The sequence below is a fragment of the Paraburkholderia phenazinium genome (assembly GCF_900100735.1).
Lineage (GTDB): Bacteria > Pseudomonadota > Gammaproteobacteria > Burkholderiales > Burkholderiaceae > Paraburkholderia > Paraburkholderia phenazinia.
Genome location: NZ_FNCJ01000002.1, coordinates 292,686 through 318,533 on the forward strand (window position 1 = coordinate 292,686; position 25,848 = coordinate 318,533).

General features: G+C 59.9%; 23 protein-coding genes and 2 pseudogenes. 12 read left to right on the plus strand and 13 right to left on the minus strand.

What is annotated here, in order from left to right; genetic code table 11:
- The first annotated feature begins 345 nt into the window (after positions 1 to 345).
- The 7 genes and pseudogenes from BLQ92_RS05125 to BLQ92_RS05155 all read left to right on the plus strand — a co-directional run.
- On the plus strand, positions 346 to 1,932 hold the full coding sequence (locus BLQ92_RS05125; protein WP_090682281.1) for a PAS domain-containing sensor histidine kinase: 1,587 nt from the start codon (positions 346 to 348) through the stop codon (positions 1,930 to 1,932).
- Entirely contained in the window at positions 1,922 to 2,620 is a 699-nt protein-coding gene (locus BLQ92_RS05130) for a response regulator transcription factor (RefSeq protein ID WP_244106099.1), read from the plus strand. Before BLQ92_RS05125 ends, BLQ92_RS05130 begins: the two co-directional genes overlap by 11 nt.
- Before the next feature lie 343 nt (positions 2,621 to 2,963).
- Positions 2,964 to 3,920 (plus strand): helix-turn-helix domain-containing protein, encoded by a 957-nt coding sequence (locus BLQ92_RS05135; RefSeq protein WP_090682285.1) that lies wholly within the window; start codon positions 2,964 to 2,966, stop codon positions 3,918 to 3,920.
- Positions 3,907 to 4,125 carry a hypothetical protein gene (locus BLQ92_RS05140; protein WP_090682286.1) on the plus strand — a complete coding sequence of 73 codons (219 nt, stop codon included), beginning with the start codon at positions 3,907 to 3,909 and terminating at the stop codon, positions 4,123 to 4,125. Before BLQ92_RS05135 ends, BLQ92_RS05140 begins: the two co-directional genes overlap by 14 nt.
- Positions 4,126 to 4,140: 15 nt before the next feature.
- Positions 4,141 to 4,560 carry a DUF3331 domain-containing protein gene (locus BLQ92_RS41340; protein WP_090682288.1) on the plus strand — a complete coding sequence of 140 codons (420 nt, stop codon included), beginning with the start codon at positions 4,141 to 4,143 and terminating at the stop codon, positions 4,558 to 4,560.
- Positions 4,561 to 4,745: 185 nt separating this feature from the next.
- On the plus strand, positions 4,746 to 4,979 hold the full coding sequence (locus tag BLQ92_RS40395) for a hypothetical protein (protein WP_090682289.1): 234 nt from the start codon (positions 4,746 to 4,748) through the stop codon (positions 4,977 to 4,979).
- A gap of 167 nt (positions 4,980 to 5,146) precedes the next feature.
- Positions 5,147 to 5,426: pseudogene (locus BLQ92_RS05155) on the plus strand (transposase); the annotation flags it as partial.
- A gap of 30 nt (positions 5,427 to 5,456) precedes the next feature.
- On the opposite strand, the gene BLQ92_RS05160 reads toward BLQ92_RS05155, so the two are convergent.
- From BLQ92_RS05160 to BLQ92_RS05170, 3 genes are read right to left on the minus strand one after another with little or no spacing between them, the layout of a single operon-like run.
- A complete protein-coding gene (locus tag BLQ92_RS05160) occupies positions 5,457 to 6,449 on the minus strand; it encodes a cytochrome d ubiquinol oxidase subunit II (RefSeq protein WP_090682291.1) in 993 nt (330 codons plus the stop codon).
- Positions 6,450 to 6,474: 25 nt separating this feature from the next.
- On the minus strand, positions 6,475 to 7,872 hold the full coding sequence (locus BLQ92_RS05165) for a cytochrome ubiquinol oxidase subunit I (RefSeq protein ID WP_090682293.1): 1,398 nt from the start codon (positions 7,870 to 7,872) through the stop codon (positions 6,475 to 6,477).
- Positions 7,859 to 10,210, minus strand: coding sequence for an FdhF/YdeP family oxidoreductase (locus BLQ92_RS05170; protein ID WP_090682294.1), 2,352 nt, complete (start codon positions 10,208 to 10,210; stop codon positions 7,859 to 7,861). Before BLQ92_RS05170 ends, BLQ92_RS05165 begins: the two co-directional genes overlap by 14 nt.
- Positions 10,211 to 10,521: 311 nt before the next feature.
- Between BLQ92_RS05170 and BLQ92_RS05175 the strand changes: the two genes are divergently transcribed.
- The 4 genes from BLQ92_RS05175 to BLQ92_RS05190 all read left to right on the plus strand — a co-directional run bounded on the left by BLQ92_RS05175 (position 10,522) and on the right by BLQ92_RS05190 (position 14,163).
- Entirely contained in the window at positions 10,522 to 10,992 is a 471-nt protein-coding gene (locus tag BLQ92_RS05175; RefSeq protein ID WP_090682296.1) for a hypothetical protein, read from the plus strand.
- A 494-nt stretch (positions 10,993 to 11,486) separates the two neighbouring features.
- Positions 11,487 to 12,992 carry an ATP-binding protein gene (locus BLQ92_RS05180; protein ID WP_090682297.1) on the plus strand — a complete coding sequence of 502 codons (1,506 nt, stop codon included), beginning with the start codon at positions 11,487 to 11,489 and terminating at the stop codon, positions 12,990 to 12,992.
- 93 nt (positions 12,993 to 13,085) lie between these two features.
- Positions 13,086 to 13,712, plus strand: a complete 627-nt coding sequence (locus BLQ92_RS05185; RefSeq protein ID WP_090682941.1) for a response regulator transcription factor — start codon at positions 13,086 to 13,088, stop codon at positions 13,710 to 13,712.
- A gap of 76 nt (positions 13,713 to 13,788) precedes the next feature.
- Positions 13,789 to 14,163 carry a response regulator transcription factor gene (locus tag BLQ92_RS05190; RefSeq protein ID WP_090682299.1) on the plus strand — a complete coding sequence of 125 codons (375 nt, stop codon included), beginning with the start codon at positions 13,789 to 13,791 and terminating at the stop codon, positions 14,161 to 14,163.
- Between the two features lie 541 nt (positions 14,164 to 14,704).
- Here BLQ92_RS05190 and BLQ92_RS05195 read toward each other — a convergent pair.
- The 7 genes and pseudogenes from BLQ92_RS05195 to BLQ92_RS05225 all read right to left on the minus strand — a co-directional run bounded on the left by BLQ92_RS05195 (position 14,705) and on the right by BLQ92_RS05225 (position 20,623).
- Entirely contained in the window at positions 14,705 to 16,402 is a 1,698-nt protein-coding gene (locus BLQ92_RS05195) for a methyl-accepting chemotaxis protein (protein ID WP_090682300.1), read from the minus strand.
- A 120-nt stretch (positions 16,403 to 16,522) separates the two neighbouring features.
- Positions 16,523 to 17,164: a DUF1109 domain-containing protein gene (locus tag BLQ92_RS05200; protein WP_090682302.1), complete on the minus strand. Its 642-nt coding sequence runs from the start codon at positions 17,162 to 17,164 to the stop codon at positions 16,523 to 16,525.
- An 84-nt stretch (positions 17,165 to 17,248) separates the two neighbouring features.
- Positions 17,249 to 17,464 (minus strand): annotated as a pseudogene (locus BLQ92_RS05205) (hypothetical protein); the annotation flags it as partial.
- 23 nt (positions 17,465 to 17,487) lie between these two features.
- Positions 17,488 to 18,267 carry an HvfC/BufC N-terminal domain-containing protein gene (locus BLQ92_RS05210; RefSeq protein ID WP_090682303.1) on the minus strand — a complete coding sequence of 260 codons (780 nt, stop codon included), beginning with the start codon at positions 18,265 to 18,267 and terminating at the stop codon, positions 17,488 to 17,490.
- On the minus strand, positions 18,257 to 19,180 hold the full coding sequence (gene bufB / locus BLQ92_RS05215; RefSeq protein ID WP_090682305.1) for an MNIO family bufferin maturase: 924 nt from the start codon (positions 19,178 to 19,180) through the stop codon (positions 18,257 to 18,259). The genes BLQ92_RS05210 and bufB overlap by 11 nt, the downstream gene beginning before the upstream one ends.
- Before the next feature lie 259 nt (positions 19,181 to 19,439).
- Positions 19,440 to 20,081: a DUF1109 domain-containing protein gene (locus BLQ92_RS05220; protein WP_090682306.1), complete on the minus strand. Its 642-nt coding sequence runs from the start codon at positions 20,079 to 20,081 to the stop codon at positions 19,440 to 19,442.
- A complete protein-coding gene (locus tag BLQ92_RS05225) occupies positions 20,078 to 20,623 on the minus strand; it encodes a sigma-70 family RNA polymerase sigma factor (protein ID WP_090682943.1) in 546 nt (181 codons plus the stop codon). The genes BLQ92_RS05220 and BLQ92_RS05225 overlap by 4 nt, the downstream gene beginning before the upstream one ends.
- Before the next feature lie 302 nt (positions 20,624 to 20,925).
- On the opposite strand from BLQ92_RS05225, the gene BLQ92_RS05230 reads away from it, so the two are divergent.
- Entirely contained in the window at positions 20,926 to 21,519 is a 594-nt protein-coding gene (locus BLQ92_RS05230; RefSeq protein ID WP_090682308.1) for a TetR/AcrR family transcriptional regulator, read from the plus strand.
- 123 nt (positions 21,520 to 21,642) lie between these two features.
- Here the strand turns inward: BLQ92_RS05230 and BLQ92_RS05235 are convergent, their stop codons facing one another.
- The 3 genes from BLQ92_RS05235 to BLQ92_RS05245 all read right to left on the minus strand — a co-directional run bounded on the left by BLQ92_RS05235 (position 21,643) and on the right by BLQ92_RS05245 (position 25,835).
- Positions 21,643 to 22,455 (minus strand): YkgJ family cysteine cluster protein, encoded by an 813-nt coding sequence (locus BLQ92_RS05235; RefSeq protein WP_244106098.1) that lies wholly within the window; start codon positions 22,453 to 22,455, stop codon positions 21,643 to 21,645.
- 91 nt (positions 22,456 to 22,546) lie between these two features.
- Positions 22,547 to 23,686, minus strand: coding sequence for an HD-GYP domain-containing protein (locus tag BLQ92_RS05240; RefSeq protein ID WP_244896621.1), 1,140 nt, complete (start codon positions 23,684 to 23,686; stop codon positions 22,547 to 22,549).
- Positions 23,646 to 25,835, minus strand: a complete 2,190-nt coding sequence (locus tag BLQ92_RS05245) for a protein-disulfide reductase DsbD family protein (protein WP_218133028.1) — start codon at positions 25,833 to 25,835, stop codon at positions 23,646 to 23,648. Before BLQ92_RS05245 ends, BLQ92_RS05240 begins: the two co-directional genes overlap by 41 nt.
- Between the last annotated feature and the right edge of the window lie 13 nt (positions 25,836 to 25,848).

Sequence of the window (25,848 nt, forward strand, 5' to 3'; positions counted from 1 at the left end):
CGGGATGGCCTGCGGCAATGCAGCAGGCCCTGCGCATCGCATCAAAACCCCCATGGGACGGGCCTCCGGGCGTTAAACCGGGGACGCGCCCGAGAAGCATTTTGGAAGGTTTAAGGAAAAATAAGTACCGCCATCGAGGCGGGCTCGCGCATGATCACATCCAGATTAAAAGCTATCGCTCGCCGGTAGGTCTGAGTGTCATGTGCCTTGACAGCCGCGCTGGCTGTCATCCTGACGGACAGGCTGCCGGTCTTCGTCAACGAATGCCCGCTTCGAACGCCATGTCTACGATTAACCATTCCGCTTCGTTCAGTTGCCGTGCGACGGCGCGTTGATCCGGCTGCCATGAAAACGCTCCGGCGCTCGCTCCCCACGGTCTCCCTCGACACGAATGTCGTGTCGCTGCTGGCCGCTGTCGTCGCGCTCGTCGTGTTCGCAATCGATGCGTTCACCCCCCTCGATATCGCGGTCGCCGTCTTTTACGTTGTCGTCGTGCTGCTGGTCGCCTCGACTGGCAACCGCGCGGCCACGCACGGCGCCGCGTGGGGCTGCGTCGTGCTGACGCTGCTCGGTTTTGTGCTGTCGCATGACGACGCCTACTCCAGCGGCGCGGTTGCGCGTTGCGTGGTGAGTCTGCTGGCGATCGCCACTACTTCGATCCTCGCATTGAGAAACCTGGCGGCGACAGCGACCTTGCAGGAGCAGGTCGAACTGCTCAACCTCGAGCACGACGCTATCGTCGTGCACGATATGAACGACCGCGTCACTTTCTGGAATCGCGGCGCCGAGGCGCTGTACGGCTGGACCGCCCAACAGGCGCTCGAGCGCAGCGAGGCCCTCCTGCGTGATGCGCAGCGGCTGAGCCGCACCGGCAGTATTGCCGTGCGGTTTCCTGAGGGCGAGATGTGGTGGTCCGATGAGGCGTACCGCATTTTCGACTACGCGCGGGAGACTGTGCCGTCGGTCGCGGCGATCCTCGCTCGCACCTATCCCGACGATCGCGCGCTCGTGCTTGGCGTGTTTGAACAGGCGGCTGGCGGCGCGTCGCAAGTCGATGTCGAACACCGGCTCGCTATGCCCGACGGCAGCGTCAAGCATGTGCATTACGTCGCCTATCTCACGACGACCCAGTCGGGCGAGCGTGAGTATGTCGGCGCACTGATGGATGTCACCGAGACCAAGCGCGCGCAGGAAGCGCTGGCGCGTTCCAACGACGAACTCGCCCACGTGACGCGAATCACCATGCTCGGCGAGCTGGCAGCCTCCATTGCGCACGAAGTCACGCAGCCGATCGCCGCGATCCTGACGTGCGGCGCCGCCGCGTTGCGCTGGCTGAACCGTCCCACACCGGAACTCGATGAAGCGGCGCAGTCGGTCGCGCAGATGATTCGCGACGCGAAGCGCGCGGACGAGGTGATCCAGCGAATCCGTTCGGTAGCGAAACGGCGCGACAGGCTGCCGGCGACCGTGGATGTGAATGCGATCGTCGGCGAATCGATCGAACTCGTGCGGGCCGAACTCGAGCGCCATCGTATCGAATTACACGTCGATCTTGCGGCGCCGTCGCTCATGGCGTGCTGCGATCGCGTGCAATTGCAGCAGGTCATGATCAACCTGATTTTGAACAGCGTGCAGGCCATGGCGGAGGCCGCCGGACCGCGCAAGCTCACGATCGTGACGCGCCAGTTCGACGACGGGCAGGCCCAGGTGATCGTGCAGGACTCCGGTATGGGTATTAGCCAGGAAAACGCCGGGTGTCTGTTCAATCCGTTCTTTACGACAAAAGCTGAGGGAATGGGTATGGGATTGTCGATCTGCCGTTCGATCGTCGAAGCGCACGGCGGCGGCATCTGGGCCGAATCGCCGCAAGCGGGCGGCGCCGTACTGCAGTTCATCCTGCCCGTTGATGAAGGGAGGTGTCATGAGCAGTAATGGGCACAACGAGACGGGCATGGACACGGACAGCAATGCGAGCAACACCATGGTGTATGTCGTGGACGATGACGAATCGATGCGCGACGCCGTCCGCAATTTGCTGCGCTCGGTCGGCCTGAATGTGGAAACCTTTGGGTCCGCGCAGGAATTCCTCGCCTTCGACATGCCGGACGTGCCGAGCTGTCTGATTCTCGATGTCCGCCTTAAAGGCCAGAGCGGACTCGCGGTGCAGGAACAGATCTCGGCGAGCCAGTTAGGCTTACCGATCGTGTTCATGACCGCGCATGGCGACATCGCCATGACGGTCAAGGCCATGAAAGCCGGCGCCAAGGATTTTCTGGCCAAACCGTTTCGCGATCAGGACATGCTGGACGCCGTTACGAATGCCTTGGCGAGTGACGAGGAGCGCCGCGAGGCTTGCCGCTCCGTAGCGGATCTGCGGCGTTGCTACGATTCGTTGACGGCGCGCGAGCGCGAAGTCATGGCCTTTGTCGCCTCCGGTCTGATGAACAAGCAGATTGCGGGTGAAATGAACCTTAGCGAAATCACCGTCAAGATTCATCGCGGTCAGGCGATGCGCAAGATGGGCGCGCGCTCGCTTGCCGACTTCGTACTGAAGGCAGAAGCGCTCGGCATCAAGCCGCCGCAAGGCATGACGACACAGGCGCGTCATTCGCGCGTCTGACTCACGGCGCGCGATGCTACGCGGCTTGCGCACTGCGTCGCCGCACCCGACGGCTATTGAATCTATACGCAGGTATAGGTCGTTCAACGCGTCGAGCTAAAGAAGCACGGCAGTTCCCGTTCGTTTCGACAAGCGTCGGCGCTCGTCAAGTCCGGGGCGCGGCGCAGCGCAGCCTGCGCGCTTGGTGGTGCGACTAAACCTGGATATGAAACGACCCAACCATTGGTCATTTCAGACAACCGTATGTAGGGCTAGTTGGACGATTTCCCATGCGATACCTTGGAGTCATTGCAGCGCCGCACTTGTTCGGCACTGTCTCACCACCTAACCTGATGACCAGATCATGATCAGCTCGTCGACGTTGTATCCCGAACCCGCGGTGGAGGTCGTCCGGAAGAGTCGGGTGAGCCCGATCGGCATGGAGCGTGAATGGCGCTGCCCTGGTGGCGACCATGCCGATACGCCGCAGCGAGGCGGGATTCTCGCCGCGCGTTGGACCCGTAACGAAGCCCAGGCCCTGGAGGTCGTCAATCCGGGTAGCGCTGCGCACCATTGCATCGCGATGAATCTCAAGTGCACGTCGCTGACATTTGCTCATGCTGGAAAGACGCTTGTGCGAGGACGGGTGACTGCGGGGGTCGCGCAGATCACGGCACCGGATGTGCCGTGCAGCGCCCGGTTCGAGTCGCCGGCCGACGTGCTGCACCTGTTCGTTTCACAGCAGGTGTTGGGCGAATGTTTCGAGGACATGTTCGGCCGGCCGCATGCAGGCGAGATTCGCGTCGACAACCCCAAGCTTGTGCGCGACCCGGCGCTGGAGCGCTTGGGTCAGGCGCTGGCCGTATCGCAATCTGACGACGCCGCGCTCGGCAAGGTCTTTACCGACAGCGTGAGTCTTGCGATCGTTTCGCGCGTGATTGCGCGGCATTTCACGGTGGCTGACCGGCAGACACGTGAAGCGAGTGCGTTGCCGTCGTGGCGACTGAGCCGCGCGATTGAGTATGTCGACGCGCACCTCTCCGAGTCGATTGGACTCGCCGATATCGCCAACAGCACGGGACTGACCCGCATGCATTTCGCGTCGCAGTTCCGTCGCGCGACCGGCATGCGGCCGCACGAGTACCTGTTGCGTCGGCGGATAGAACATGCACAGCATCTTTTACTTGCGTCGAAACACAACGTGCTCGATGTTGCACTGAGTTGCGGTTTTCGGTCGCAGGCTCACTTTACGACGGTGTTCAAGCGCCTTGTTGGAGAGACACCGTATTGCTGGAGGGTGAAAGCGAATGTCGATCGTTAAGCAGATTCAAGCGTTTCTCGCTGTAAGCGAAGTATTTTTGCGGCAGTCCGGTGTTGAATGGGCGAATGAGTACTGGTTGTCGCAAGACGGTACGGGTGGGGTGGACGATGAACGGGCGATGCTCGAGCGTGATCGGCTGCCCGACAGGGCATTTGGATTTACGGTGTCTGGCGAAGCTGCCGCGATGATCAATCAGGTTATCTGAAACAGGAGTGCAATCATGCTGGCGAAAGCTGATTTTACTGACCCGTGGCTGCAGACCCTTGGGTTGTTGTCCGCTCTTTCAGGCGATGTTGGCGGTGGTGCTGGCGAAGCGGCTGCCGTGAAGGTGTTGGCGCCCACAGCGCGGAAGGGGTGCCGCTTGCCGGTGATGGGGGAGCGGTTTGATGTGCAGGTTTATGTGATTGATCGGCCTACGCAGTCGACCGCGACGATTGTCTGGCGTGATTCGATGCACTGTTCTTATGGAGATCAGGTTTGGCACGCTAGTCGCGCGAGATCGGCTGGTGTTTGCGCGATGAGTGGGCGGGCTATTCGGCCCGGTGATGCTATTTATAAGCCTAGGCCTTGCAGGCCGGCGCCGCTTAATGCCCGGGCTATGATTCTTCGGGGTGTGGTTCATGCGGCTGTTCAGGAGTGAGGTTTGGGGTTTTTTGTTCTCGGCAGTGGGGGGCGGGTGTTAGGGAAAGTCTTATGTGGACACCTCCCGGATTGCAAGCAGTGTTGCGATTTTTTGGCTTTCAGGTAAAGGCAGCACGCTGCCGCGTCGGTATTCTTACGCAACATATACGGCCGCACCGATCGGGCGGAGATGAGCCTCGCATCATGACCGAGATGCTGCAGCCGTCTCGCCCAGTCGTGTGCGCTGCCGCACGCTTCCATCACAACAGTCGAAGGTGCGCGTCTAGCGAAGAACTCGAGAAGCTGTGCACGCTTTGGCTTGAGTCTTTCGATCTGGCCGGTCTGCGGGTCGAGCGCATGAAGCTGAAATGCCTGCTAGGCAATGTCCATTCCGATAAGGGTGGGTTTCATTTCCGGTTCTCCTTGACGCGCGGTTGACGGGCACCCCCAACTTTGGCACACGCAGACCGATGCGTGCCAAGTCTCCCGCGCCCGGTCCCATGACGGCCCGATTCCAGGGGGAGGCGTCCATACCATCTGCAAAAATCCCGGCATTGATGTGAGCGGGGACTATCCTGGGAGCAGGAGAATTGAAGGGGTTCGTGCTGGCACAACTTGGCCTTGGTCTGCATCTGTCAACGACGCACACGCGCAAACGGGAATTTCTCGAAGAGATGAGGCGCGTGGTGCCATGGTTGCAACTGATTGCCCTGGTTGGACGGCACTATCCGAAGGTTAAAACGGGACGGCCGCCATTTCCGATTGCCGCTCCACTTCATGCAACAGGGGTTTGGGCTGTTAGACCCGGCGATGGAAGAAGCGCTCTATGCAGTACCGCTGTATCGTGACTTTACGGGGCTCGACGATGGCATGACGAGGTTGCCCGGCGGCCGCCGCCACAGGGGGCACCAACCATCACTCTCCACCCCGAACCCCACTCCCCATCACCTTCCCTCGAAAAATATAATACTGATACAAGTTATACCCGATCATCACAGGAAAGATAACGCCAATCCCGATCAACATGAACGCCAGCGTCGACGTATCCGACGCCGACTCCACAATACCGAGTTTCCCCGGCACAAAATCCGGAAAGAGGCTAACTGCAAGGCCGGCAAACGACAGAAAAAACAGTGCAACAGACGCCCGAAACGGTCCGCTGGAACTCCCGAGATACAACGCCCCCATGATGTAAGCAAAAGCCAACCCAGCCGCCACGCCTAAAGCAATAAGCAAATGAAACACCCCAGGTTGAGTCCAGCGCTCATGCCCCACGGCGCTAATAAACCACGTCGCGGCGGTCAGCACCACCGCCGCGGCCACGGTGACAAACGCGCTCAGCAAAGCAAGACGCCGCGACCATTGCTCAAGCGTACCGGCCGTCCTCTTGACCAGATAAGTCGAGCCGAGCAACGAATAACCCGCCACCACGCCGACCGCCGAGACAGCGACGAACACGCCGCTCAACTCGCCGGGAGCCAGGCCCGTAATCACCTTGCCGAGTATCACGCCTTGGGCGATCGCCGCGACGAGGCTGCCAATTCCAAACACCTTGTCCCAGAGCACACCATGCGACACGCTATGACGAAACTCGATGGCGGCGCCTCGCATGATCAACCCCGCAATTAGAAGCATCACCGGCAAGTACAGATCCTGCAAGAGCAACGCATACGCATCGGGAAAGGCGCCGAACAAGGCGCCGCCAAGCACGACGAGCCATGTTTCGTTAGCGTCCCAGACGTGGCCGATCGTCTGCACCATGACGTCGTGATCCTCACGACGTTTGCGCAGCAAGCTGAGTATGCCGATGCCGAGATCGAAGCCGTCGGTGACGACATAAAACACCAGCATAAGGCCGATCAGGCCGAACCAGGTGATGGCGAGCATCGTGTGAGTAGCGTTATCCATGGGACTTCCTCGCAATGGGAATGATTCAGTACTCGGAGACAGCAGCCGCGCGTTCAGCTTCGAGCGGCGCCGGCGGATTCAACGTGAGGTCAGGGCCGGCGCGCAGCCAGTTGCGCGCGAGCACGAAGAATGTGCCGAGCAGCACCACGTAGAAAGCAAAGAACATCGCCATGCTCAGCGTCACCGACGACGCGGCCACCGTCGACACAGCGTCTTTCGTACGCAGCAGCCCGTAGACAACCCACGGCTGACGTCCCACCTCGCGCACAATCCAGCCAGCTTCGACAGCCACATAGGGCAGCGGAATGCACAGCACCCATGCGAGCAGAAGCTTGCGTTGCGCGAGTAATTGCTCGAGATTGCCGCGTGTCTTGCGCAGGACGTAAGCGGTCCAGAACGCGAGTACCATGAAAGCGAAGCCGATGCCGGCCATTACGCGGAATGCGTAATAGAGCAAGGGCAGCATGGGCGGCTGGTCGGCGGGGGGGAAGTCGGTGAGACCCTTGACCGTGCCGTCCAGCGTATGGGTGGCGAGCACGCTCAACATGCCGGGCACTTCGATTGACCAGTCGTTGCGCTGCGCCTGCTTGTCCGGCCACGCGAGCAGCGACCATGACGCGGCGGTGCCGGGCTTGTTCGTGATCCAGTGTCCTTCGATTGCGGCGCCTTTGGCCGGTTGCGACGCGAACACGCTGCCGCCGCTGGAATCGCCCAGCCAGATCTGGAGCGGCGCGACGAACACGAGCACCAGTAAAGCGATCTTGAACGAGCGCGCGAAGAATTCCGGATTGCGCTGTTTGAACAGATTCCACGCGGAAATGCCGGCGATCACGAACATGCCGGTTTCGATCGCCGCAACCCACATGTGCGTGACGCCCCACACCATATCCGGATTAAAGATCGCGGCAGCGTAGTCCGTCACGATAATCTTGCCGTTCTCGACCGTCACGCTGGCCGGCGTTTGCATCCACGAATTGGCGACCATGATCCAGAATGCGGAGATGCTGGACCCCAGCGCGACCATGGAGGTGGCGAACAGATGCACGGCGCGCGGCACCCGTCCCCAGCCCAGCAGCATCACGCCGATAAAGCCCGCTTCGAGCATGAAGGCCATCGCGCCTTCGAAGCCGAGAATATTGCCAAAGAACTGGCCGCTGTAGCGCGAAAAGCCGGCCCAGTTGGTGCCGAACTGAAACTCCATCGGAATACCGCTGACCACGCCGACCGCGAAGTTCAGCACCAGCAGCTTGCTCCAGAAGCGCGCATGCCGGTAATAGCCGACCTTGCCGCTACGCAGCCACAGTAGTTCGACGAGTACCAGGAAAGCGGACAGGCTGATCGTCAGAATCGGCCACATGATGTGAAAAATGGCCGTCATCGCGAACTGGGCGCGTGACAGATCGAGTACGTTACCAAGATGCATGATGAACTCCAGCGGTGCTGACGAGGGCCGCCTGATGAGTAGAGTCGGGACCGACCGCCGCCGCGCGCGCGATCTTCACCGGTACGGATTTGTATGAGGGGGTGCGACTTTTCGGATCGAACGCATAGAGCGGCACGAGCGGATTCGCCTCCGGGTAGTAAGCGCCGCAACATCCGTCCGGCAGCGAATATTCAATCACCTTGAAGCTGCGGATTACACGCTCGATGCCATCGGTCGAGAGCGCGTACACATCGACGCGTCCGCCCGGATGCAGGGCACGCTTCTCGAGTTCACGCGAGTTCATGAAAATGACGTCACGCTGGCCGAAAACGCCGCGGTAACGGTCCGAATGCGAGTAGAGCGTGGTGTTGTACTGGTCGTGGCTGCGCATGGTGGTGAGCCACAATGCATCGGGGTCGTTATGCTCGGGATCTTCGTCGAGTCCTTTGAAGACGAGAAAATTCGCGCGTCCGGTCGGCGTGGCCCACACGCGTTCGCGTGCGCTCGAGGCGAGATGGAAGCCGCCCGGCACGCGAATCCGTTCGTTGTACGCCTGGAATATCGGATAGACGATTTCGATCTTGTCGCGGATACGGTCGTAACTTGCGACGAGATGTTCCCATTCGACGTGAGAGTGAGGGCCTAGCGTGGCGCGGGCAATACCCGCGACGATCGCCGGTTCGCTCTTCAGATGGGGCGACGCGGGTTCGTTGCGGCCGCCGGAGGCATGCACCATCGACATCGAATCTTCGACGGTGATCGATTGCGGGCCATCGGCCTGCACGTCGATCTCGGTGCGCCCGAGACAGGGCAGAATCAACGCATCCTTGCCATGCACCAGGTGGCTGCGATTGAGTTTGGTCGCGATATGAACCGTCAGGTCGAGCTTGCGAATCGCCGCCTGCACGCGAATCCAGTCCGGCACGGCCGCCGCGAAATTGCCGCCGAGCGCCATGAATACCTTGGCGTCGCCACGCATCATCGAATCGATCGTGGCGATCACGTCGTGGCCGTGCGCCGCCGGCGGCCGGAAGCCGAAGGCCCGTTCAATGCCGTCGATCAATGCTGGCGAAGGCTTCTCCGTGATGCCGACGGTCCGGTTGCCCTGGACGTTCGAATGTCCGCGCACCGGGCACACGCCCGCGCCGGGCCGCCCGATGTTGCCGCGCAGCAGCGCCAGATTGGCGACTTGCTGAACGTTTTCCGTGCCGCGATGATGTTGCGTCAGCCCCATGCCATAGACGAGAATCACGTTCTTCGCTTGCATGTAAATGTCGGCGGCGTTCTGAATGTCGCTGCGCGACAAGCCGCTTTGGCGAACGATCGCATCCCAGCTGGTGGTGCGCAAATCGGCGAGCAGTTCGTCGATGCCGTGCGTATGCCCTTCGATGAACGCGATATCGAGCACACGGGGGGCGTCGGCGGCGAGCGCTGCGTCGTCGGCTTCGACGATCGCTTTCATCATGCCTTTGAGCACGGCGACGTCGCCGCCCACGTGGACCTGATACAGAAACGAGCTGATCTGCGTAAAACCGAGGGTGGCCATTTCCACCGGATTCTGCGGCGAGGCGAAGCGTTCCAGCGCCCGTTCACGAAACGGATTGAACGACACGATCGTCGCGCCGCGCCGCGAGGCGCTGTGCAAATCGCTCATCATGCGAGGGCTGTTGGTGCCGGGATTCTGGCCGAAGATGAAAATCGCGTCGGCTTCCTCGAAATCGTCGAGCAACACCGTGCCTTTGCCGACGCCGATCGATTCCGGCAGGCCAACGCTGGTTGCCTCGTGGCACATGTTCGAGCAGTCGGGAAAGTTGTTGGTGCCGAACTCGCGCACGAAGATCTGGTAGAGAAATGCGGCTTCGTTGGACGCGCGTCCCGAGGTATAGAAATCCGCCTGATCGGGGCTGTCGAGACCGTTCAGATGTTTCGCGATCAACGCGAAGGCATCGTCCCATTCGATCGGCAGATAACGGTCGGAGGCGGCGTCGTACGCCATCGGGTGGGTCAGGCGGCCGGCCATTTCGAGGTCGTAGTCGTCCCAGGCAGTCAGTTCGGAGACGCTGTGCGCGGCAAAGAAGTCGGGCGTACAGCGATAGGCCGTGGCTTCCCACGCCACCGCCTTGGCGCCGTTCTCGCAGAACTCGAACGACGAAGTGTGCTTCGCGTCCGGCCACGCGCAGCCCGGACAGTCGAAGCCTTCCGGCTGGTTCATGCGCAGAAGCGTCTTGGCGCCGGAGACAGCCACGCCTTGCAGCGCGAGCGCCTCGCCGGTTGCCTTCAGCGCACCCCAGCCGCCGGCGGGTTCGCTGTAGATGCGGACGGTTTTCTTTTCGGCCATGAGCGTTTCCCTAATGGTTCGTTGAGGAACTTAAGGTGAAAGCATGGGCCGCCGTCGAAGCCGGCTCTTGTTTAAATGCCCGTCCGTTTCGGATTCGCACTCCGTCGACGCACGCCGGATGCGCTGTGCGTCGACGGCGTCATGGACGCGCCGTGCATTTTCGAAAGCTCACAGCCGATCTTGAAAGATTGGCGGATCGCCTCGACAAATAATGGTTTCAACCGGCGGGGCCGCGTGAAGTCGACGCGGGGGGCGCCGCGTTCCTCGCGGTCTGTCCCGCGCCGATACCTGAGTTCACCGGAGCAACCACTATGCGATATCTGGACAATTCGACCCATGACATCAACGGCAGCGATGCAAGGCTTCTGCGTGACGCCGACGGGCTCGACCTGCCGGACTGGCGCGCGACCGCTCGGGCGCCCGCCGAACCCGCGGTCCTTGGACGATGGACGCGCCGGGTGGTCATTGCGAGCGCCGTCTGGTCGCTCATCGAGTTGCCGTTTGAAATCTGGGTCAGCACGTCCGCCCGCAACGCACTGGCCTGCGTCACGGCAAAGCTGCTGTGGGTCGCGCTGGTGGGCTTTGTTCTGGCCGGCAGCCGGGTGGCGCGCATCGCCTTCACGTTTCTTTGCACGATCGGCCTGATGGCGGTGGCGTTCGCGTTGCCTGCCGAATATCGGGTGTTCCCGTTGGGGTTCGTGCTGTCTTCGATGGAGTGTGTCTTGAAGGCGACGGCCTTTGTTTGTCTCGTCTCGGCCGGCATCTATCCCGACGAAGCGTGATCCGCCAGGCGCCGCCGAGGCGGCGTCACGTCCAGTTCTTCCAGTCTTCGATTTTCCTGTAGTAGCCGCGCACGCCAGGTTCCCAACGTAGCGTGCGTAGTTTAGCCACGCCGATATGCGGCTGTTTCGGCCCTCCGCGGCCTGCACGCATTGAAGTGGCAGCCTCGCCGCGCAAGGGCGGCGGCCGCGGGTGCGCCGCCCTGAGGGGCATCCAGCTGGACGTATGACGGAGTCATACCAAGGTGTGATGTCCAGCATGTGGCCTGTAGGGTGGCTCTGCCGGAGACGGGCGCCGGCGTTTGCCGGTCGCACGGAAGTGGGTCGGGCAAGGCAACCGCAGGGGCGCCCACCGTATCCCTATGGATAATATGCTCGGATGATATTCCCAACTAGTATGGGTCTAACGACGCAAGCCTCCGCACCGGCCGCGTTGGTGCAATGGGTGAAGTCTTCAAACGTGCCCGTCCCGCTAATCAACCAGGCGTGAGAGCAGCATGATAACGATCGGTCGACTAACAGTGTCGCTGGAAATGCGCGAGGTGTACCTGGAGGATCGCGTGCTCCAGCTCGGCTCGCGTGCATTCGATATCCTCGAACTGCTGATCCGTGCAGAGGGGAGAACGGTCACGAAAGACGAGATTCTTCGGCATGTGTGGCCGAACTCGGTCGTAGAGGAAAACAATATTCACGTCCAGCTGTCGGCGCTCAGGAAGATTTTCGGGGGCGACAGTCAGGTGATTCGAACGATCTCCGGTCGCGGCTACCGGCTGACCATGCCAGCCGAGACGTATGATCCGGTCAGCTCGCCCGCTAGCGCTTCTGCCGTGCAAGGCGGTATGCCGCGCCTCGCGCGCTTGCCGGTTTGCCATACGCCTTTGATCGGACGCGATGAGGCGATTGCTGAAATCACCCGCGCGCTGAAGGGAACGCCGATCGTTACCTTGCTCGGCCCGGGCGGCATCGGCAAGACGCAGCTCGGCATCGCGGTCGCGAGGTCGATTGCAGCCGTGTCGGACATGGAAGCCTGCTTTATCACGCTGTCCTCGGTGGACAACGCCCAGAGCGTCGTCAGCACGGTGGCCAAAGGTCTGGGCATGGCGTGCGCGGAGGGCGAGATCACGCTGCACTCGATCGTCGCCGCGATTCGCGGCCGCAAGCTATTGGTCGTTTTGGACAACTGCGAGCATGTGATCGAGTCGGCGGCAACTATTTGCGAGCGGCTCGTCGAGGCTTGCGCGGACCTGCGCATTCTGGCGACGAGCCGTGAGCCGCTACGGACCCGGGATGAAAAATTCTATTGGGTTGCGCCGCTCGATACGCCCGACGCAGACGCCAACTCGCAGGCCATTCTTGCCTGTAGTTCGGTCAAGATGTTCCTGGCACAGATGAGCGGGCTCAATACGGCGGTCGAAGTCGACCGGAGCGGTCTGGAAATGGTCGCGACGATCTGCCGCCGGCTCGACGGCGTGCCGCTCGCGCTCGAACTGGCGGCGGCCCGGGCCGCGGTCTTCGGCATTCGCAAGCTGGTGTCCGAGCTGGACGACCGCTTCCAGGCGCTGACAGGTGGCCGCCGGACTGCGCCGGCGCGGCAACAGACGCTGGAGGCTACGCTTGACTGGAGCTACCAGCTTCTCAACACGACGGAGCGCGTGGTGCTCCACAGGCTAGGCGTTTTCTCCGCGCGATTTACGCTGGAGGCCGCCTGTGCCGTGGCGGCGTGCGGGCGGCTGTCGCGCAACGACGTGACGGCGGCAATCGTGGGCCTTGCCTCGAAGTGTTTTCTCCTGACGACCTTCGACAGTAAGATCAAGGAATACTTCCTGTTGGAAACCACGCGTGAATATGCGCTGCTCAAGCTGTACGAATCGGACGAGGCGGACGAAATGCTGGCAAGAAAAGCGACCTGTCTGGCGTCCGCTGACGAGCAGCTGTATGGGCGGGTTTTCAGCGCGGCGTCGCTCGGCGGCCCGCTTGCAATGGATGCCGTCGCGGCGCGCTGAGCGCAGTGTGGGCCGCGGTCTGGAAAGGAGCGTTCGATGTTGGGTCTCATGTACCATGACGGCACTCAAATCTCCAATTTTCTGGAATCTGGAATGCCTGTTCCTTCGGAACTCGAACCGATGGTGTATGTGATTGACGACGAAGAAATGGTGCGGGAAGCGCTTGCGCGCCTGTTGCGATCGGCGGGTTTCAACGCGCAGGGTTTCGCGTCAGCCACGGAAGTGCTTTCGCAAGAATTACCGGGCGTGCCGACGTGCATCCTGCTGGATATGAACCTGAAGACCACGAATGGCTTCGACGTGCAAAACCAGCTCGCGCAGAAGGGTATTCAGGTACCCGTGATTTTCCTGACCGGCTACGGATCGATCCCGATGTCCGTGCGAGCAATCAAGGCGGGTGCGCATGAGTTTCTCACCAAGCCAGTCGACGACGACGAACTGCTCGAGGCCGTCAGGCGAGCGCTCGCTCAGGACGAGGCGAACCTTGCCGAGCGTGCCTTCAACGCCGATGTACTGCGACGTGCGGCGTTGCTCACGCCGCGCGAAATGGATGTGTTCGAACTTGCAGTGGAAGGCAGGATGATCAAGCAGATGGCGCACGAATTGGGCACACAGGAGGTGACGGTGAAGGTTCACAAACGGCGCGTGATGAGCAAGATGCAGGCAAAGACGCTCATCGATCTGGCCAGAATGTGGGAAGTGATGCGCCGGGCACGATGAGCATCCCGAAGCAATAAATATCGCGCCGGATATTTTTCTCTGTAACGAGGTCGGCGCAATTGGAGTATTGGCAGCTATGAGCTTTGTTTGCATCGTCGACGATGACGCCTCGGTAAGAAGTGGTGTCGGAAACCTGCTTAAGTCAGCGGGCTATACGACTGTGACGTTTTCATCGGGAGAGGAATTCCTTGCTTCTCGGGTGATTGACGATGCGTTGTGTGTGTTGCTGGACGTCAGAATGCAGGGCATGCAGGGCCTCGAAGTGCAGCGTCAATTGAACGCGGAACACAGGCGCATTCCTGTGGTATTCATGTCGGCGCATGGCGACGACGACATCGTTCAACGAGCCATGCAACATGGGGCGGTCAGTTTCCTGCGCAAGCCGTTTGAGGAAGAAGTGCTGCTCGACTCGCTCGAGCTTGCCACTGGACGCAGGAACGGGACGGACTAAGCGCGAAGGCATGTCTGTTAAATCAACGATTTTGTATCGCGAAACCGTCTCATACCTCATTCACTCGAACCGCCACCGCGAAATAACATGCGGGTTGTGCGTGTGCCGGTGGCAGTCGATTAGTTGCTGGAATAAGAATTCGGTACCGGTGCTCATGATGTCGCAGAAAGCCTGACAGCACGGCGGCCAGCTGGTATGGCCGGTCTGGCGGGAAAATTGACTGAGCTCTTGACGCCCACTCGCAAGGACCGCGTCGGAAGCAGTCTGCGGGGATTTTTCGGGTCTTTTGGGCGGGTGATTTCGTTGTGTGGGTAGGATGATGGGTAGGGCATGGCTCGGAGATGTGGGAGCCAAACCTGGCGCAGCTTTTCGGTCAACTGTTGGAATCTGCTGCCTTCCGCCAGTCAAGGCTTCCGGGTAATTCCAATATCTTTTGCCGACTATCCAGATTGTGTCGAAGACGTTCGATGATTTCGCTGGCACAAACGCCGCGACGGCAGGCGTGCCGTCGCGCGGGTCCGGCGTAAATAGCAAACGTCGGCTAAAGCGAAGCCCATTCCGTGTGCGGTTCCGCCGCGTCGCGAATGGCAGGCGTTTCCGCTGCCTTTCGTTTCTGGCCTGGTTTGAATGGTTGTACAGCAGCAGCTTCAGCTCGAGGCGTCGCAGGGGCGGTCTTCGAAGGATCGACTGCCAGCTTGAAAATTGACACGACCTCGCGCAGCGTGCCGGATTGTGCTGACATCGATTGTGCTGCGGCCGAGGCTTCTTCAACCAATGCGGCGTTTTGCTGCGTCACCTGGTCCATCTGCGCAACGGCGGTGTTGACCTGTTCGATACCAGTATGCTGTTCGAGCGAGGCTGTCGTAATCTCTTCCATCAGGTCGGCGACGCGCTTGACCGCCTGGACTACCTCCCCCATGGTCATGCCTGCTTCGTTCACCAGATCTGAACCAGCTTTTACGCGGTCGACCGAGTGTGTGATGAGTCCTTTAATCTCTTTCGCGGCGCTGGCACTTCGTTGCGCAAGGGTCCGTACTTCTGCCGCGACAACGGCAAAACCGCGCCCCTGATCGCCCGCACGTGCCGCCTCGACTGCCGCGTTGAGCGCGAGAATATTGGTTTGGAAAGCGATGCCTTCGATCACGGCGATGATCTCGCTCACCTTGGCCGAACTTTCCGATATCGCATGCATGGTTTCGATCACCCGTCCTACAACATTGCCGCCACGCTGCGCGATATCGGACGCGTTGGCCGCAAGCGTGCTGCCTTGCCGGGCACTTTCCGTGTTTTGCCTGACGGTGGAAGTCAGCTCCTCCATGCTCGCAGCGGTTTCCTCAATCGACGCAGCCTGTTCTTCCGTGCGCTGGCTCAGATCGGTATTACCTGCTGCGATCTGCGCAGCGCCCGTGGCAATGGTCTCGCTGCCGGATCGTACCTGTCCAACCAGTTCCGCGAGTCTCTCATTCATGTGTTTGAGCGCTCGCAGTAGCTGGCTCGTTTCGTCCTTGCCGCGTACTTCGATTTTCGAGGTGAGGTCGCCTTGTGCGACCGTTTGGGCAATCTTCACGGACATACGGATTGGAGCCGTGATGGAGCGAGTGATGATGAACGCAACAATCAGGCTCAACGCGATGGCTATTCCGATCAGCACGCACGTAAGCAGCAAGGCGCTGTGAAAGGCGGTCGCTGCCTCGGTACTGGAGTCGTCCGCTCCCTGGCTATTCAGGGAGATGTCCTGCGCAATGAGGTCAGTGACTTTGGTGAATGCGCGCAAAGACTCACCCCCAGCGAAAGACCGGGCGTCACTGAAATGCTCATCTCCGCTGTCGGCAAGCTCGTTCAGCCGTTTGTCCAGCGAGAGATAGGTGCTCCATGCTGTCTTGATCTGGTTCGACAATTGCAGTTCTTCAGCAGAGCCGACTACCGCCTCGTACTGTGGCCACACCCGCAATAGCTCATTCAGCGCTGCGTCGTGTTTCGAGCGCTGAAACTGACGTTCCGAAGAGCTGGTTGCAATCAGGTAACTTAAGGAAGCCTGGCGCGCCTCATCAGCCAGCGCCCGTATATTGCCCAGACGCTGGACACTGGGAAGCAGATTTGTTGCAAGATCTTGCGTGCCTGAATAAATGCGGGAAGTCTGGGCGAGGCCTAGAGCGCCTACAAGACATAGCAAAACGAGCGTCACGCCAAATCCAATTCCAAGGCGAACGCCTATCCTGAGATTGCCAATAGTTTTCACGACGTTTCCTTCGCATGTGGGTTGCAACTGTTGACTCAGCGTCGAATCAACACGTACAACCTGTATTGATCAGGAAAGCTGCTTTCCTGCGACGTGATTTCTCCTGGTGCTCTTCCCGGACTACCACCTCAAATAGAGCGGACCAGTTAGGGCACCGATACCGGCGGTTATGCTGATGCCCAGTACGTACCAGACACCCCAGAACGGTACCGACATCTCTGAACAGTAAAGCGAATATACAAGCAGACCTTGCGCGCCAGCGAGCAGTCCGGCGCCTGTGCCTGCCAATATCAGGCGGATGGGAGCGAGTCCCTTCAAGGCGTGCATCACTGCGGCAAGCGATGGTAGAGAGAGCAGAACAATATTCGCTGTGGTGACTCTCCATGTTGTACCTAACATCAGTTGCAGGCGATATCCTGGTGGGGTCGCGAATACCATGAACGTGGCAACGAGCAACATGATAATGAATGGTAGTGTGACCGCTAACCATGCCAGCCTGACGGGTGCACCGGGCCGTCCAAGACGTCCGGCGAGGTTCAATGCAGCGATGAGTGTCGTTACCGGAAACGCGAGTCGTACCCAGAACATCGTCGTCAGTATCAATTCCGGCATGTCGCTGCGGATGCCGTAAAGTACCACCAGCAAAGCCGTGCTGCTGGTCATGCCAACACTAAGCGCACGATTGAGCCGCCTCGAAGCAAAATTCGACTCGATTGGTGTCAAATTTTTAGTTAACCTTAGTATCAGATCTGAAGTTCTCATGTTGCCCGACGGAAAACGTCCCAACGTTTTGAAAGCGGATACGCGATGCAATACGGGCACCGGCTGTCGGGTACGCTCTCAGTCCGGGAGATGCAACTGAAACTCCTGCGTGAACGGGTCGATAGCCGTATCGTTGAGCAGGAGGAAGCCGTGCCATTTCAGAATGCCCGATTTCCAGAACGACACCGCCAGCGCAGGCCGCAGCACGAGCTGAGCAAGCCGCGGTTGCGCGAGCGTCTGGATCAGTCGCTTCGCCGTGCCGATCGCAGATACGAGTACGGCCGGAAAGGACAGTTTCATGTTCTGTGGGTCCGACATCCTGGTCAATCTCCGTGTTGAATGCCGTTAAATACGCCGGCTGAAAGCATCCCTGCCAGGTTGGCCTGGATGTCGAAGGAGGGCGCCTCCTGAAACGCCGCCGCGACCGCTTCGCCCAGTGATGCGCCTTCGAGAAGATGGGTCAGGAAGGCCGCACCGCCAGCCGGCAGGCGCGATACCAAAACCTCATGTTCGGGTCGTGTCACGAGTGCGTCCTCCGCTTCGCTTGAGCGGAGCGGCGTAACGGGACCATCGTTCCGGTTCATCGCAAAGATGGCCACGGCGGGATAGCGTGATCGCACCACTCGCGCGGCGGGGTGTGGCGTGAAGCGGACTTCGGCGAGAGACGCCGGTTCGATCCCGGCTAACGCCTCGGCAGCAAGCACAGGCAGGTCGGCTGCGTGATAGGCATCCAGCCACGCCCGCTCGATGCGCGCGGTATCCGCAAGCCAGGGCATCTCGCGTGCATATTCGTAGGATTCGATGAACGCAGGAAAGTCCCGTCCGTACTCGAACAGCAGCGGCGAAGTGGGAGGCGTCGCGCGGAGATGGAAACGGGCCATCGCCCTGAAGAAGTCGGCGCCGGTGATGCGCTGGATAGCAGGATAGACCGCTGCCAGCGCATCGATGAGGCTGACCGTGACATTGTTGCGATAAACGTTGTAGCGCTTGACCACACGCTTGCCAGGCGCGGCGATGACGTCTTCAGGCGCGGTGATCGATGGGTCCGTCAAACCCAGTGCAAACGCGGTGGCGTGGCCGCCCGAAGGATTTTCAGGCCGCATGGCTGGCCTCCTCAGCTACTGATACGCCTTCTTCAGCCATGATGTGCCGCGCGGATAGCGCCTGAGCCCGCAACGCAGGCCATGCGGGAAGGTTGCTATCCCATTCGATCAGCGTGGGCCTTGGGCCGATTCGCGCAAGGAGATCCCGATAGAGACGCCAGACGGGATCGGAAATGGCGCAGTCGTGGCTATCGATGAGCAGCAGTTCGTTTTCGTCGTCGCGCTGCTCGCTATGTCCGGCCAGGTGTATTTCGCCCACCTGTTCAAGCGGTAATCCGTCAAGATACGCCTCGGCGGAAAAGCCGTGATTGGTCGCGGAAACGAACACGTTATTGAGGTCCAGCAACAGGCCGCAACCGGTGTGTTGAACGACTGCGCGGATGAATTCGGTTTCGCTCAATGTCGAGGACGCGAACGCGACATAGGTCGACGGGTTCTCAAGAAGGAGGGGACGTTTGATCGCGTCCTGGACCTGGCCGATGTGTTCGCACACGTGCTCGAGCGTTGCTTTCGTGTACGGCAACGGCAGGAGATCGTTGAAGAATGTGCCGCCGTGTGACGACCACGCGAGGTGCTCAGACACCAGCATGGGCTCGTAGCGCGTCACCAGGTCGCGAAAGCGCGCGAGATGCGTGAGGTCAAGTGCTCCAGGTCCGCCGATCGACATGCATACGCCGTGAACGGAGAGCGGATAGGCCTCGCGGATCGCAGCAAGTGCTCGGTGGGGTGGACCACCGGCGCCCATATAGTTCTCGGCGTGAACTTCGAAGAAGCCATCCTTCAGGCCGTCCGCGCAAATCGCGCTCAGGTGTTCATGCTTGAAACTGGTTCCGACAAGCCCTTGAGCGCGACGTGTCACGCCACTCGAACAGCCAGGCTCGCAAACCGCCGTTGTCCTTGAGGTATCGTTCATGGCCGCTCCCGTTCATCAAGCCGTTGGCCGGTTCAGGACTTTAGCGGCGTGAGCGAGCCATGGCCACCGCCCGGCACTTCGATCGTGGCTTTTGTGGACATCGAATTTCTCCAGAGGTTAGAAGGTATCCGTGATGGATACGTCATCTAATTCGTGGGTCACAGACGTCTGGTTACAGGGGAGTTTGCTTTTTTTGCCTGTGGTGGTCGACATCAGCCATTTGACCAGGGGAGTGCACTGCACATTGTCAGGGCGTTGCTCACCAGCGAAGGAATGTGGGACCGAGCACCGCCCCGAGCGCGGCTGGGAGCAACATGCCCGCCATATACCAGATGCTCCAGAACGCCGGACTCATCTCAGGGCAATGCAAGCAGTACGCGACTGTGGCGATCGAACTCGCGAGCAGTCCGGAGGCAGCACCGGCAAGCCGGAGACTCGTGGGCGCCAAACCTTTGACGGCCCGGAATATGGCGATGAAGCCTGGAACGGCGAGCAGAAGAATATTGAACGGACATGACCGCCACGAGTGCCCGAGTATCGCAGGCAGCCGGTCTTCTGGTGCCGCGGTGACGACAATCATAATTGCAGCGATCCAGACGACTAGCACCGGTGTCGTCATGACGGGCCATCCGGCTCCAATCTTGGCGCCGGGGCGCGCCAGCCGAACGGTCGCAATCAGGGCACCGAATGCGAGGCATAGTGGTAACGCGAGCTTTTCCCAGAAGATCGGCGTTTTGACGACGGCACCCAGATCGGGGCGAACGCCAAACACAGTAGCCATCAACGCCGTTGCGCCAATAGCGGCGATAGGCAGTGAGATGCCGAACCGACGGGCTGCAGTGCCTCTTCTTACAGGTGTTATGCCGGTCGAAAGCAACCCGACAAGATCATCTGTTCTCATGCAATTCTCCGGACGTGTGCGGCCAGAGCCTTGAGTCCCCTATGGATACTGACCTTGACGGCCGACTCCGATAGCCCTGTCAACTTGGCGGCCTCGGCAACCGAAAGTCCCTCCAACTTGACGTGCAGGATCGAGAGTCTCTGTTTGTCCGGCAGATGACCAAGTAGTTTCCCGATATCACGACGGGCATCTGCGGGCTCGTCGTCGGATTCGGCGAAAATGTCGTCGTGCTCGTCAAGCGGTTCGTGCAGCGACTCGCGGCGCGCACGCGTCCTGAAGAAATCCATCAGCTTATAACGCGCGATCGCGTGGACCCACGCGGTGAGAGGTTCATTCGGGCGGTATGTATGACGTGCATTATGTACGGCAAGCAGGATTTCCTGAACGAGATCCTCGACGTCGTCGTGGAGTTGTGGAATCCGCTTGCGAAGATAGCCCCGCAGGTGGCGCGTCAGTTCGGACAGGAACGAGCGATATTCGGATGCGTTGCCCGCGAGGCCCGCGACAAACAATGTTTTCAGACGCTGCTCTGCGGAATACACGGTACTGACTCCCGGGTCAAAGAGCAGAGTGGTCCCGAACCGCTGCGTCAAGCACGGCTTTCATGCCGGCAAGCATCAGGGCAACCTTTGCAGGGTTGGGCGTAGGGTGAGAATAGAAGTCGATCATCATGTACTGTGCGTTGCGTTCAGACCGCCTGATGCGTGCACCATGGCTTTCGTAGGACCCCCGGGGAGGTTTGCTATCGCCTCAGGTCATTTTAGATCAATTGATTTAGAATATCGTAACGAGTGTGACGTTGCAATGCCGACCGGCAAAACGTGACGCGATGGCAGGAGTTGACATGGCTCGACCACGGGAATTTGATGAAAATGCGGTCCTTGATGCAGCCGCCCACCAGTTTTGGATCTATGGCTATACAGCTACTTCGGTCCGGGATCTCGCGCAGGGTATGGGAATTACTGGGGCAAGCCTGTTCAACGCGTTCGGGGACAAACGGTCGCTGTTTGAACGAGCACTAGCACATTACATTGAAAGAAGCTTTGGTGACCGGGTATCGAGATTTGAGCGAAGCCTGCCTCCGTTGGATGCCATCAAGGCATTCTTCCGGGAGATTGTCGAGCGGTCGGTCTGCGACAGGGACCGTAAGGGATGCCTGCTGGTGAATTCGGCGCTTGAGGTTGCACCACACGACGCCGATTTTCAGGCGACGATCGCAAACGTACTGGTGGAGGTCGAAGCGTTTTTCCGGCGCTGTGTGAATGCGGGCCAGCAGACTGGCGAGATTTCCAGTGCGCAGCCTGCTGATGATCTTGCCCGGTTACTGCTGGGGGTGCATCTCGGCATACGGGTGCTTGCCCGGACAAGACCGGAGCGTACGCTGCTGGAGGGGGTTGTCCGACCGGCGCTGGCGCTTCTGGAGCCCAACATCAACTGAGCGGTCGGCACGGGCGGACATGGCGTTTCCACCGCTTGCGGCGAAGTCGCTCGAATTTGTGGCGCATGGCATCGCACATACAAGGACTCGCTTGTTGCCCTTCGGAATCCAACGGGACGGACGCTAGTTCGCTTCGAAAAGCGGGATGTACCCCTCGGTCGGCAATAGAGCCGTGTGCATTTCCGAATGAGCGCCCACCGAATTGAGGGTGTCTACGGTAGTGCGTCGATTTGACAGGATGCGCCACGGCACCGCTTGCGTAGCAGGCGAGGCAGGATCCAGCGCTCTGTATAACTCATCAAGCATTGCACGAGGAGGGAGCGTGTACGTCACAAACCCCTCATTGGCCAAAGATGCGGTACGAAAACCAGCATTTCCACACAGACGCTCCTTCACAGGAACATCATCGACGGCTGCCTCACGCGAGTTCTGGATCAGATCCGCCGTGATGGAATCCATGATTCGACCGCCTTTGATGAATGAGGGCCTGTCGACGGCCCACGCCTCAGGCGGGCAAGCCTTGTGTGTTGGCATAAGTTCGATGAAAGGATTGACTTCAGCCGGATAGATTCTGCACACGTTGGGCCTTGCCTCGTATCCGCCACATCGCATATCGGGTTGCAGATGCGGGCAGGCGCCGTCGAAGGCGGCAACGACTGTCACCATCACACGGATCGCAAGTTCACCGCTTTCGGCGGCAAACGACCGGATTCGCCTGTGTTGCACCTGGCCATCGTCCGTTGATGGTTCGACAGGCCACGGTATCGCTTCGCAAAACACCTGGACATCTCCGCCACGTTCTAACCAGCGTATGGCTTCGTTGACGCTCAGGGGCAGGCGAAGATTGTGACAACAATCGCCGCACATCGTGCATGCAAAGTTTAAATCCGTGGTCATGTCGATCTCGGGGTTCAGAAAGCGAAAGGGTTTAATCATGAACCGTATGCGATTCGTCAAACACATCGTGGTCGCAGCGTTGCTGGTAGCGTCAGCCACTGCATTCGCATGATTCGCCAGGCAAGCGGTGTCATGACAAGGTGTGTAGCTGACCCGTAACGCGCGCAATGAGCGGCAGGTCCGGTGAGGGAGCCAGGTCGGCGGCACTCGCCTTGTTTCCAGTCGGCGGCATGGCGGAGAACATACCTTTGAATCGGTAGCCTGCTGTGCAGGCGGGACAAAATACTTCGGTATCCTCGGGTGTATCCGATCTGACGACCACAGTTGGACCGCATGTCTGGCAATGCTGGAGTGGTATTCCTTCATCGCTATGGCCTGCGATGTGGTACAGGTTGACGCTCCCACGCAGTTCCAGAAACATTTCTCCATATTCGCTATTGAACTGCGTGCCGAGATTGTCGCGTACGACAGCAAAGGCATCGTCAATCGGCATCGCCTTACGGTACGGGCGTGTGCTGGTCATGGCGTCAAAGGCGTCGCAGATGCCGATGATTGCAGCCATGGGGGTGATCTCATTGCCAGTGATGCCTAACGGATAACCTTTGCCGTCGGGTCGCTCATGATGGGCGTAAACCGCGTCCGCAATGCGTTCGCCGAAAGGGTGCTTCGCAAGCAGTCGTTTGCCGACTTCAGGGTGCGTTTTGATGACGGCATACTCCGCATCGGTCAAACGCTCCGTTTTGAGCAAGACCGAATCGGGGACAGCAATTTTGCCAAGATCATGCAGGAATCCACCCACCGAGACGTTCGCCGCATCGCGATCCGAAAGACCGATCTGTCGTGCCAGCAGACTCGCGTAACGGGAGACTCGCCACAAATGGCCGCCGGTGTATGGGTCGCGGGCCTCTACCACCCACGCGAGGGCGAGCAGACTATCAAGAAGCGGTCGATCCACACTATGTGCGGGTTCCGCCTGTCCGAAGAGACGTGAAGCGAGGCTGAGCATCGTTTTTGGAGTCATGGTCGCAATGGAAGCATTTCTCAGGGACATTTCGGGCAAACGGGAAGCCGCTACAAACGACGGATTGTCCAATTTTTTTATGCGGTCGACGTGTTGTGCCGGTTCGACCTCGCCCCTTAAATTCGTCCAAAAAGTGCTTCGGGTTACACGAAAGAGGGTATTTATTTGCGACGGCGACGCGGTTTCCAACCGAGGTACTGACTTGCGCTTATCTGAAGGAATGTGCGTCGTCCGAAGAAATTGTGCCATGCCAACCGGCGGATGAATTGCTCTTCGCCGTTTGCGGGGGCGTGGCATTGTCGAGCGCACGGAAGAGTGTCGAAGTTTGCAAGACCTCCGGCAGCAATTGCCCTTGTGGCATGCGAGGCCCATATACGACGTCGAGCGGAATGCCGAAACGACCGAAACCCTGAATGTAGGCGAGCACCCCGGGGTTATACCGGCTCCAGTCGGCTCGCATGCGCACGATATTGTCCTGTCTGAGCCGGGTGCGCACGGCAGCCGTGTCCAGAACAGACAGCTCATTGACCTTGCAGGTGAGACACCAGCTTGCCGTTACGTCGACGAGCACAGTCTTGCCGCTGGCGACCAGCGTGCTGATTGCATTCGGATCGAACGCTTGCCATTCGGACGGTGGAGCGCTTCGGTCTCCTGCGCCGGAAGGGGTAAGCGAGGCAATTGCAATGGCGCAACACGCAAGGAGCGCAGTCGTTGCGCCTGACCATCGGTTGGTCCGCAGGCTTGCCAATCTGGTAACGACGGCCCGCACCGCGAGCATGGCAATAAGCACGATACTGACGAGTGACGCGACGGCCATACCCGCGATATTCCACAACGACGCGATCAGCCAGACCGAAGTCGTCAGCAGCAGCAGGCCCATGATTTTGCGCAACTGGATCATCCACTGGCCGGGGCGCGGAAGCCGCGTCGCGAGCGACGGCGCGAGTGCCAATGTCAGGAACGGGAGTGCCATTCCTACCCCAAGTGCGAGAAGCACCGCCGTAATCTCGACCGGGCTACGTGCCAACGCAAAGCCGACCACAGTGCCGACGAGCGGAGCCGAGCAGGGTGTCGCAAGAAGCGTAGAAAGCATGCCGCCGACGAACGCCTCGACAAGCGGCCCCCGATTGGTTGCACCGCTCGCACCTCCGGAAAGGATTGGCGGAAGACCGATCGGGAGCCAGTCAAAGAAGCTTGCCGCAAACAATGTCGTGACGACGGCCATGCCTGCGAGGAACCACGGTTGCTGGAACTGTATGCCCCATCCAAGCGACGCACCCGCGAGTTTGAGGATTGACAGCACGGCTGCAAGCAATCCAAAAGACGTGACAATTCCCAGGGCCGTCGCGAGCGCCACCCGCCTTGCCGTTTTGCGTTCGGTGCCTGCGGCTTTTGCTACCGAGAAAACCTTGATTGAAAGAACGGGCAACACGCATGGCATGAAGTTCAGAATCAGGCCGCCAAGCAGCGCCAAGGCCAGAATGACGACGATGCCGTGATCGTCGTCTCCCGTGGAGATGACTGGTGCGGCCATGAACTCGGCCGCTCTGGATCCGTCCACCACGGTCAGGCGCAGCGGGTCTTTCGCTGCACCGGCAGGCGGCAGTTCGACTTCCAGTGCAGCCCGGTGCCCGTGGTTTGAAAGGTGTACCTGCGGCGCTGCGGGCAGACCGGCCTCGGCTCCTTCGACGAACAGGTCGGGCGACCGAAACGGGGTGCCCTCGCTACGTAGATCGACCTTCAGGCGCCGGCCGGCGGAGGTTTGCTCCAGTGTGCTATGCACCACGCCGATTCCGGCCTCTGTGGGCGTTTGCGGCACCCTTTGCGCCGCTGCGGCGATATCTGCGGCTTCGCTTGATGGTCCGTCCATGCCCGGCGGCAATGTGAGCGCCACCTCCGCATGTTCAGGCACGCAGACATTCGCGCAACTCGCATAGTCGAGAGTCAGCGCAATGCGGGTCGCCTCGTGCGGATGGTCTAACTTGAGGCTCACCGGCAGAATCAAATCGCCCGTATAGACACTGTTTTGCAGACCCGAGATAACGAGGCGGGACGGCGCTGGCCAGGACACGGATGCCGATGCGACATTCCGGGACCGAGACCAGTCGAAAATCGGCGCGATGCCGGCATCGCCGGGTGTGCGCCAGTAACCATGCCACCCGTTCGGATACCGGAACTCGACGCCTATCTGCAGCGTGCTGCCTGGTACGCCGTTGGTTGCTGTGATGATGCGCACACTGGCCCGTTGATCGCCAGACCAGTTGGACGACGCCGCACGAGCTGCGAACGATGGAGCAAGAACAAGCGTTGCGACAAGGACAAGGAAGGCGCCAACGCGAGTGAATCGGGGCATCGCTTGCTCCTCATCGAAAAGATTGTAAGAACATCGGGCTTTCACAAGGCGTCCCCCC

Coding starts and splice junctions, on each gene's coding strand:
- BLQ92_RS05200 (WP_090682302.1), bottom strand. CDS start 17,164: ATGAGAACTTCAGATCTGATACTAAGGTTAACTAAAAATTTGACACCA.
- BLQ92_RS05165 (WP_090682293.1), bottom strand. CDS start 7,872: ATGCATCTTGGTAACGTACTCGATCTGTCACGCGCCCAGTTCGCGATG.
- BLQ92_RS05135 (WP_090682285.1), top strand. CDS start 2,964: ATGATCAGCTCGTCGACGTTGTATCCCGAACCCGCGGTGGAGGTCGTC.
- BLQ92_RS05140 (WP_090682286.1), top strand. CDS start 3,907: ATGTCGATCGTTAAGCAGATTCAAGCGTTTCTCGCTGTAAGCGAAGTA.
- bufB (WP_090682305.1), bottom strand. CDS start 19,180: ATGAACGATACCTCAAGGACAACGGCGGTTTGCGAGCCTGGCTGTTCG.
- BLQ92_RS05190 (WP_090682299.1), top strand. CDS start 13,789: ATGAGCTTTGTTTGCATCGTCGACGATGACGCCTCGGTAAGAAGTGGT.
- BLQ92_RS41340 (WP_090682288.1), top strand. CDS start 4,141: ATGCTGGCGAAAGCTGATTTTACTGACCCGTGGCTGCAGACCCTTGGG.
- BLQ92_RS05125 (WP_090682281.1), top strand. CDS start 346: ATGAAAACGCTCCGGCGCTCGCTCCCCACGGTCTCCCTCGACACGAAT.
- BLQ92_RS05220 (WP_090682306.1), bottom strand. CDS start 20,081: ATGAGAACAGATGATCTTGTCGGGTTGCTTTCGACCGGCATAACACCT.
- BLQ92_RS05235 (WP_244106098.1), bottom strand. CDS start 22,455: ATGATTAAACCCTTTCGCTTTCTGAACCCCGAGATCGACATGACCACG.
- BLQ92_RS05230 (WP_090682308.1), top strand. CDS start 20,926: ATGGCTCGACCACGGGAATTTGATGAAAATGCGGTCCTTGATGCAGCC.
- BLQ92_RS05180 (WP_090682297.1), top strand. CDS start 11,487: ATGATAACGATCGGTCGACTAACAGTGTCGCTGGAAATGCGCGAGGTG.
- BLQ92_RS05160 (WP_090682291.1), bottom strand. CDS start 6,449: ATGGATAACGCTACTCACACGATGCTCGCCATCACCTGGTTCGGCCTG.
- BLQ92_RS05185 (WP_090682941.1), top strand. CDS start 13,086: ATGCCTGTTCCTTCGGAACTCGAACCGATGGTGTATGTGATTGACGAC.
- BLQ92_RS05240 (WP_244896621.1), bottom strand. CDS start 23,686: ATGGCACAATTTCTTCGGACGACGCACATTCCTTCAGATAAGCGCAAG.
- BLQ92_RS40395 (WP_090682289.1), top strand. CDS start 4,746: ATGACCGAGATGCTGCAGCCGTCTCGCCCAGTCGTGTGCGCTGCCGCA.
- BLQ92_RS05170 (WP_090682294.1), bottom strand. CDS start 10,210: ATGGCCGAAAAGAAAACCGTCCGCATCTACAGCGAACCCGCCGGCGGC.
- BLQ92_RS05210 (WP_090682303.1), bottom strand. CDS start 18,267: ATGCGGCCTGAAAATCCTTCGGGCGGCCACGCCACCGCGTTTGCACTG.
- BLQ92_RS05130 (WP_244106099.1), top strand. CDS start 1,922: ATGAGCAGTAATGGGCACAACGAGACGGGCATGGACACGGACAGCAAT.
- BLQ92_RS05175 (WP_090682296.1), top strand. CDS start 10,522: ATGCGATATCTGGACAATTCGACCCATGACATCAACGGCAGCGATGCA.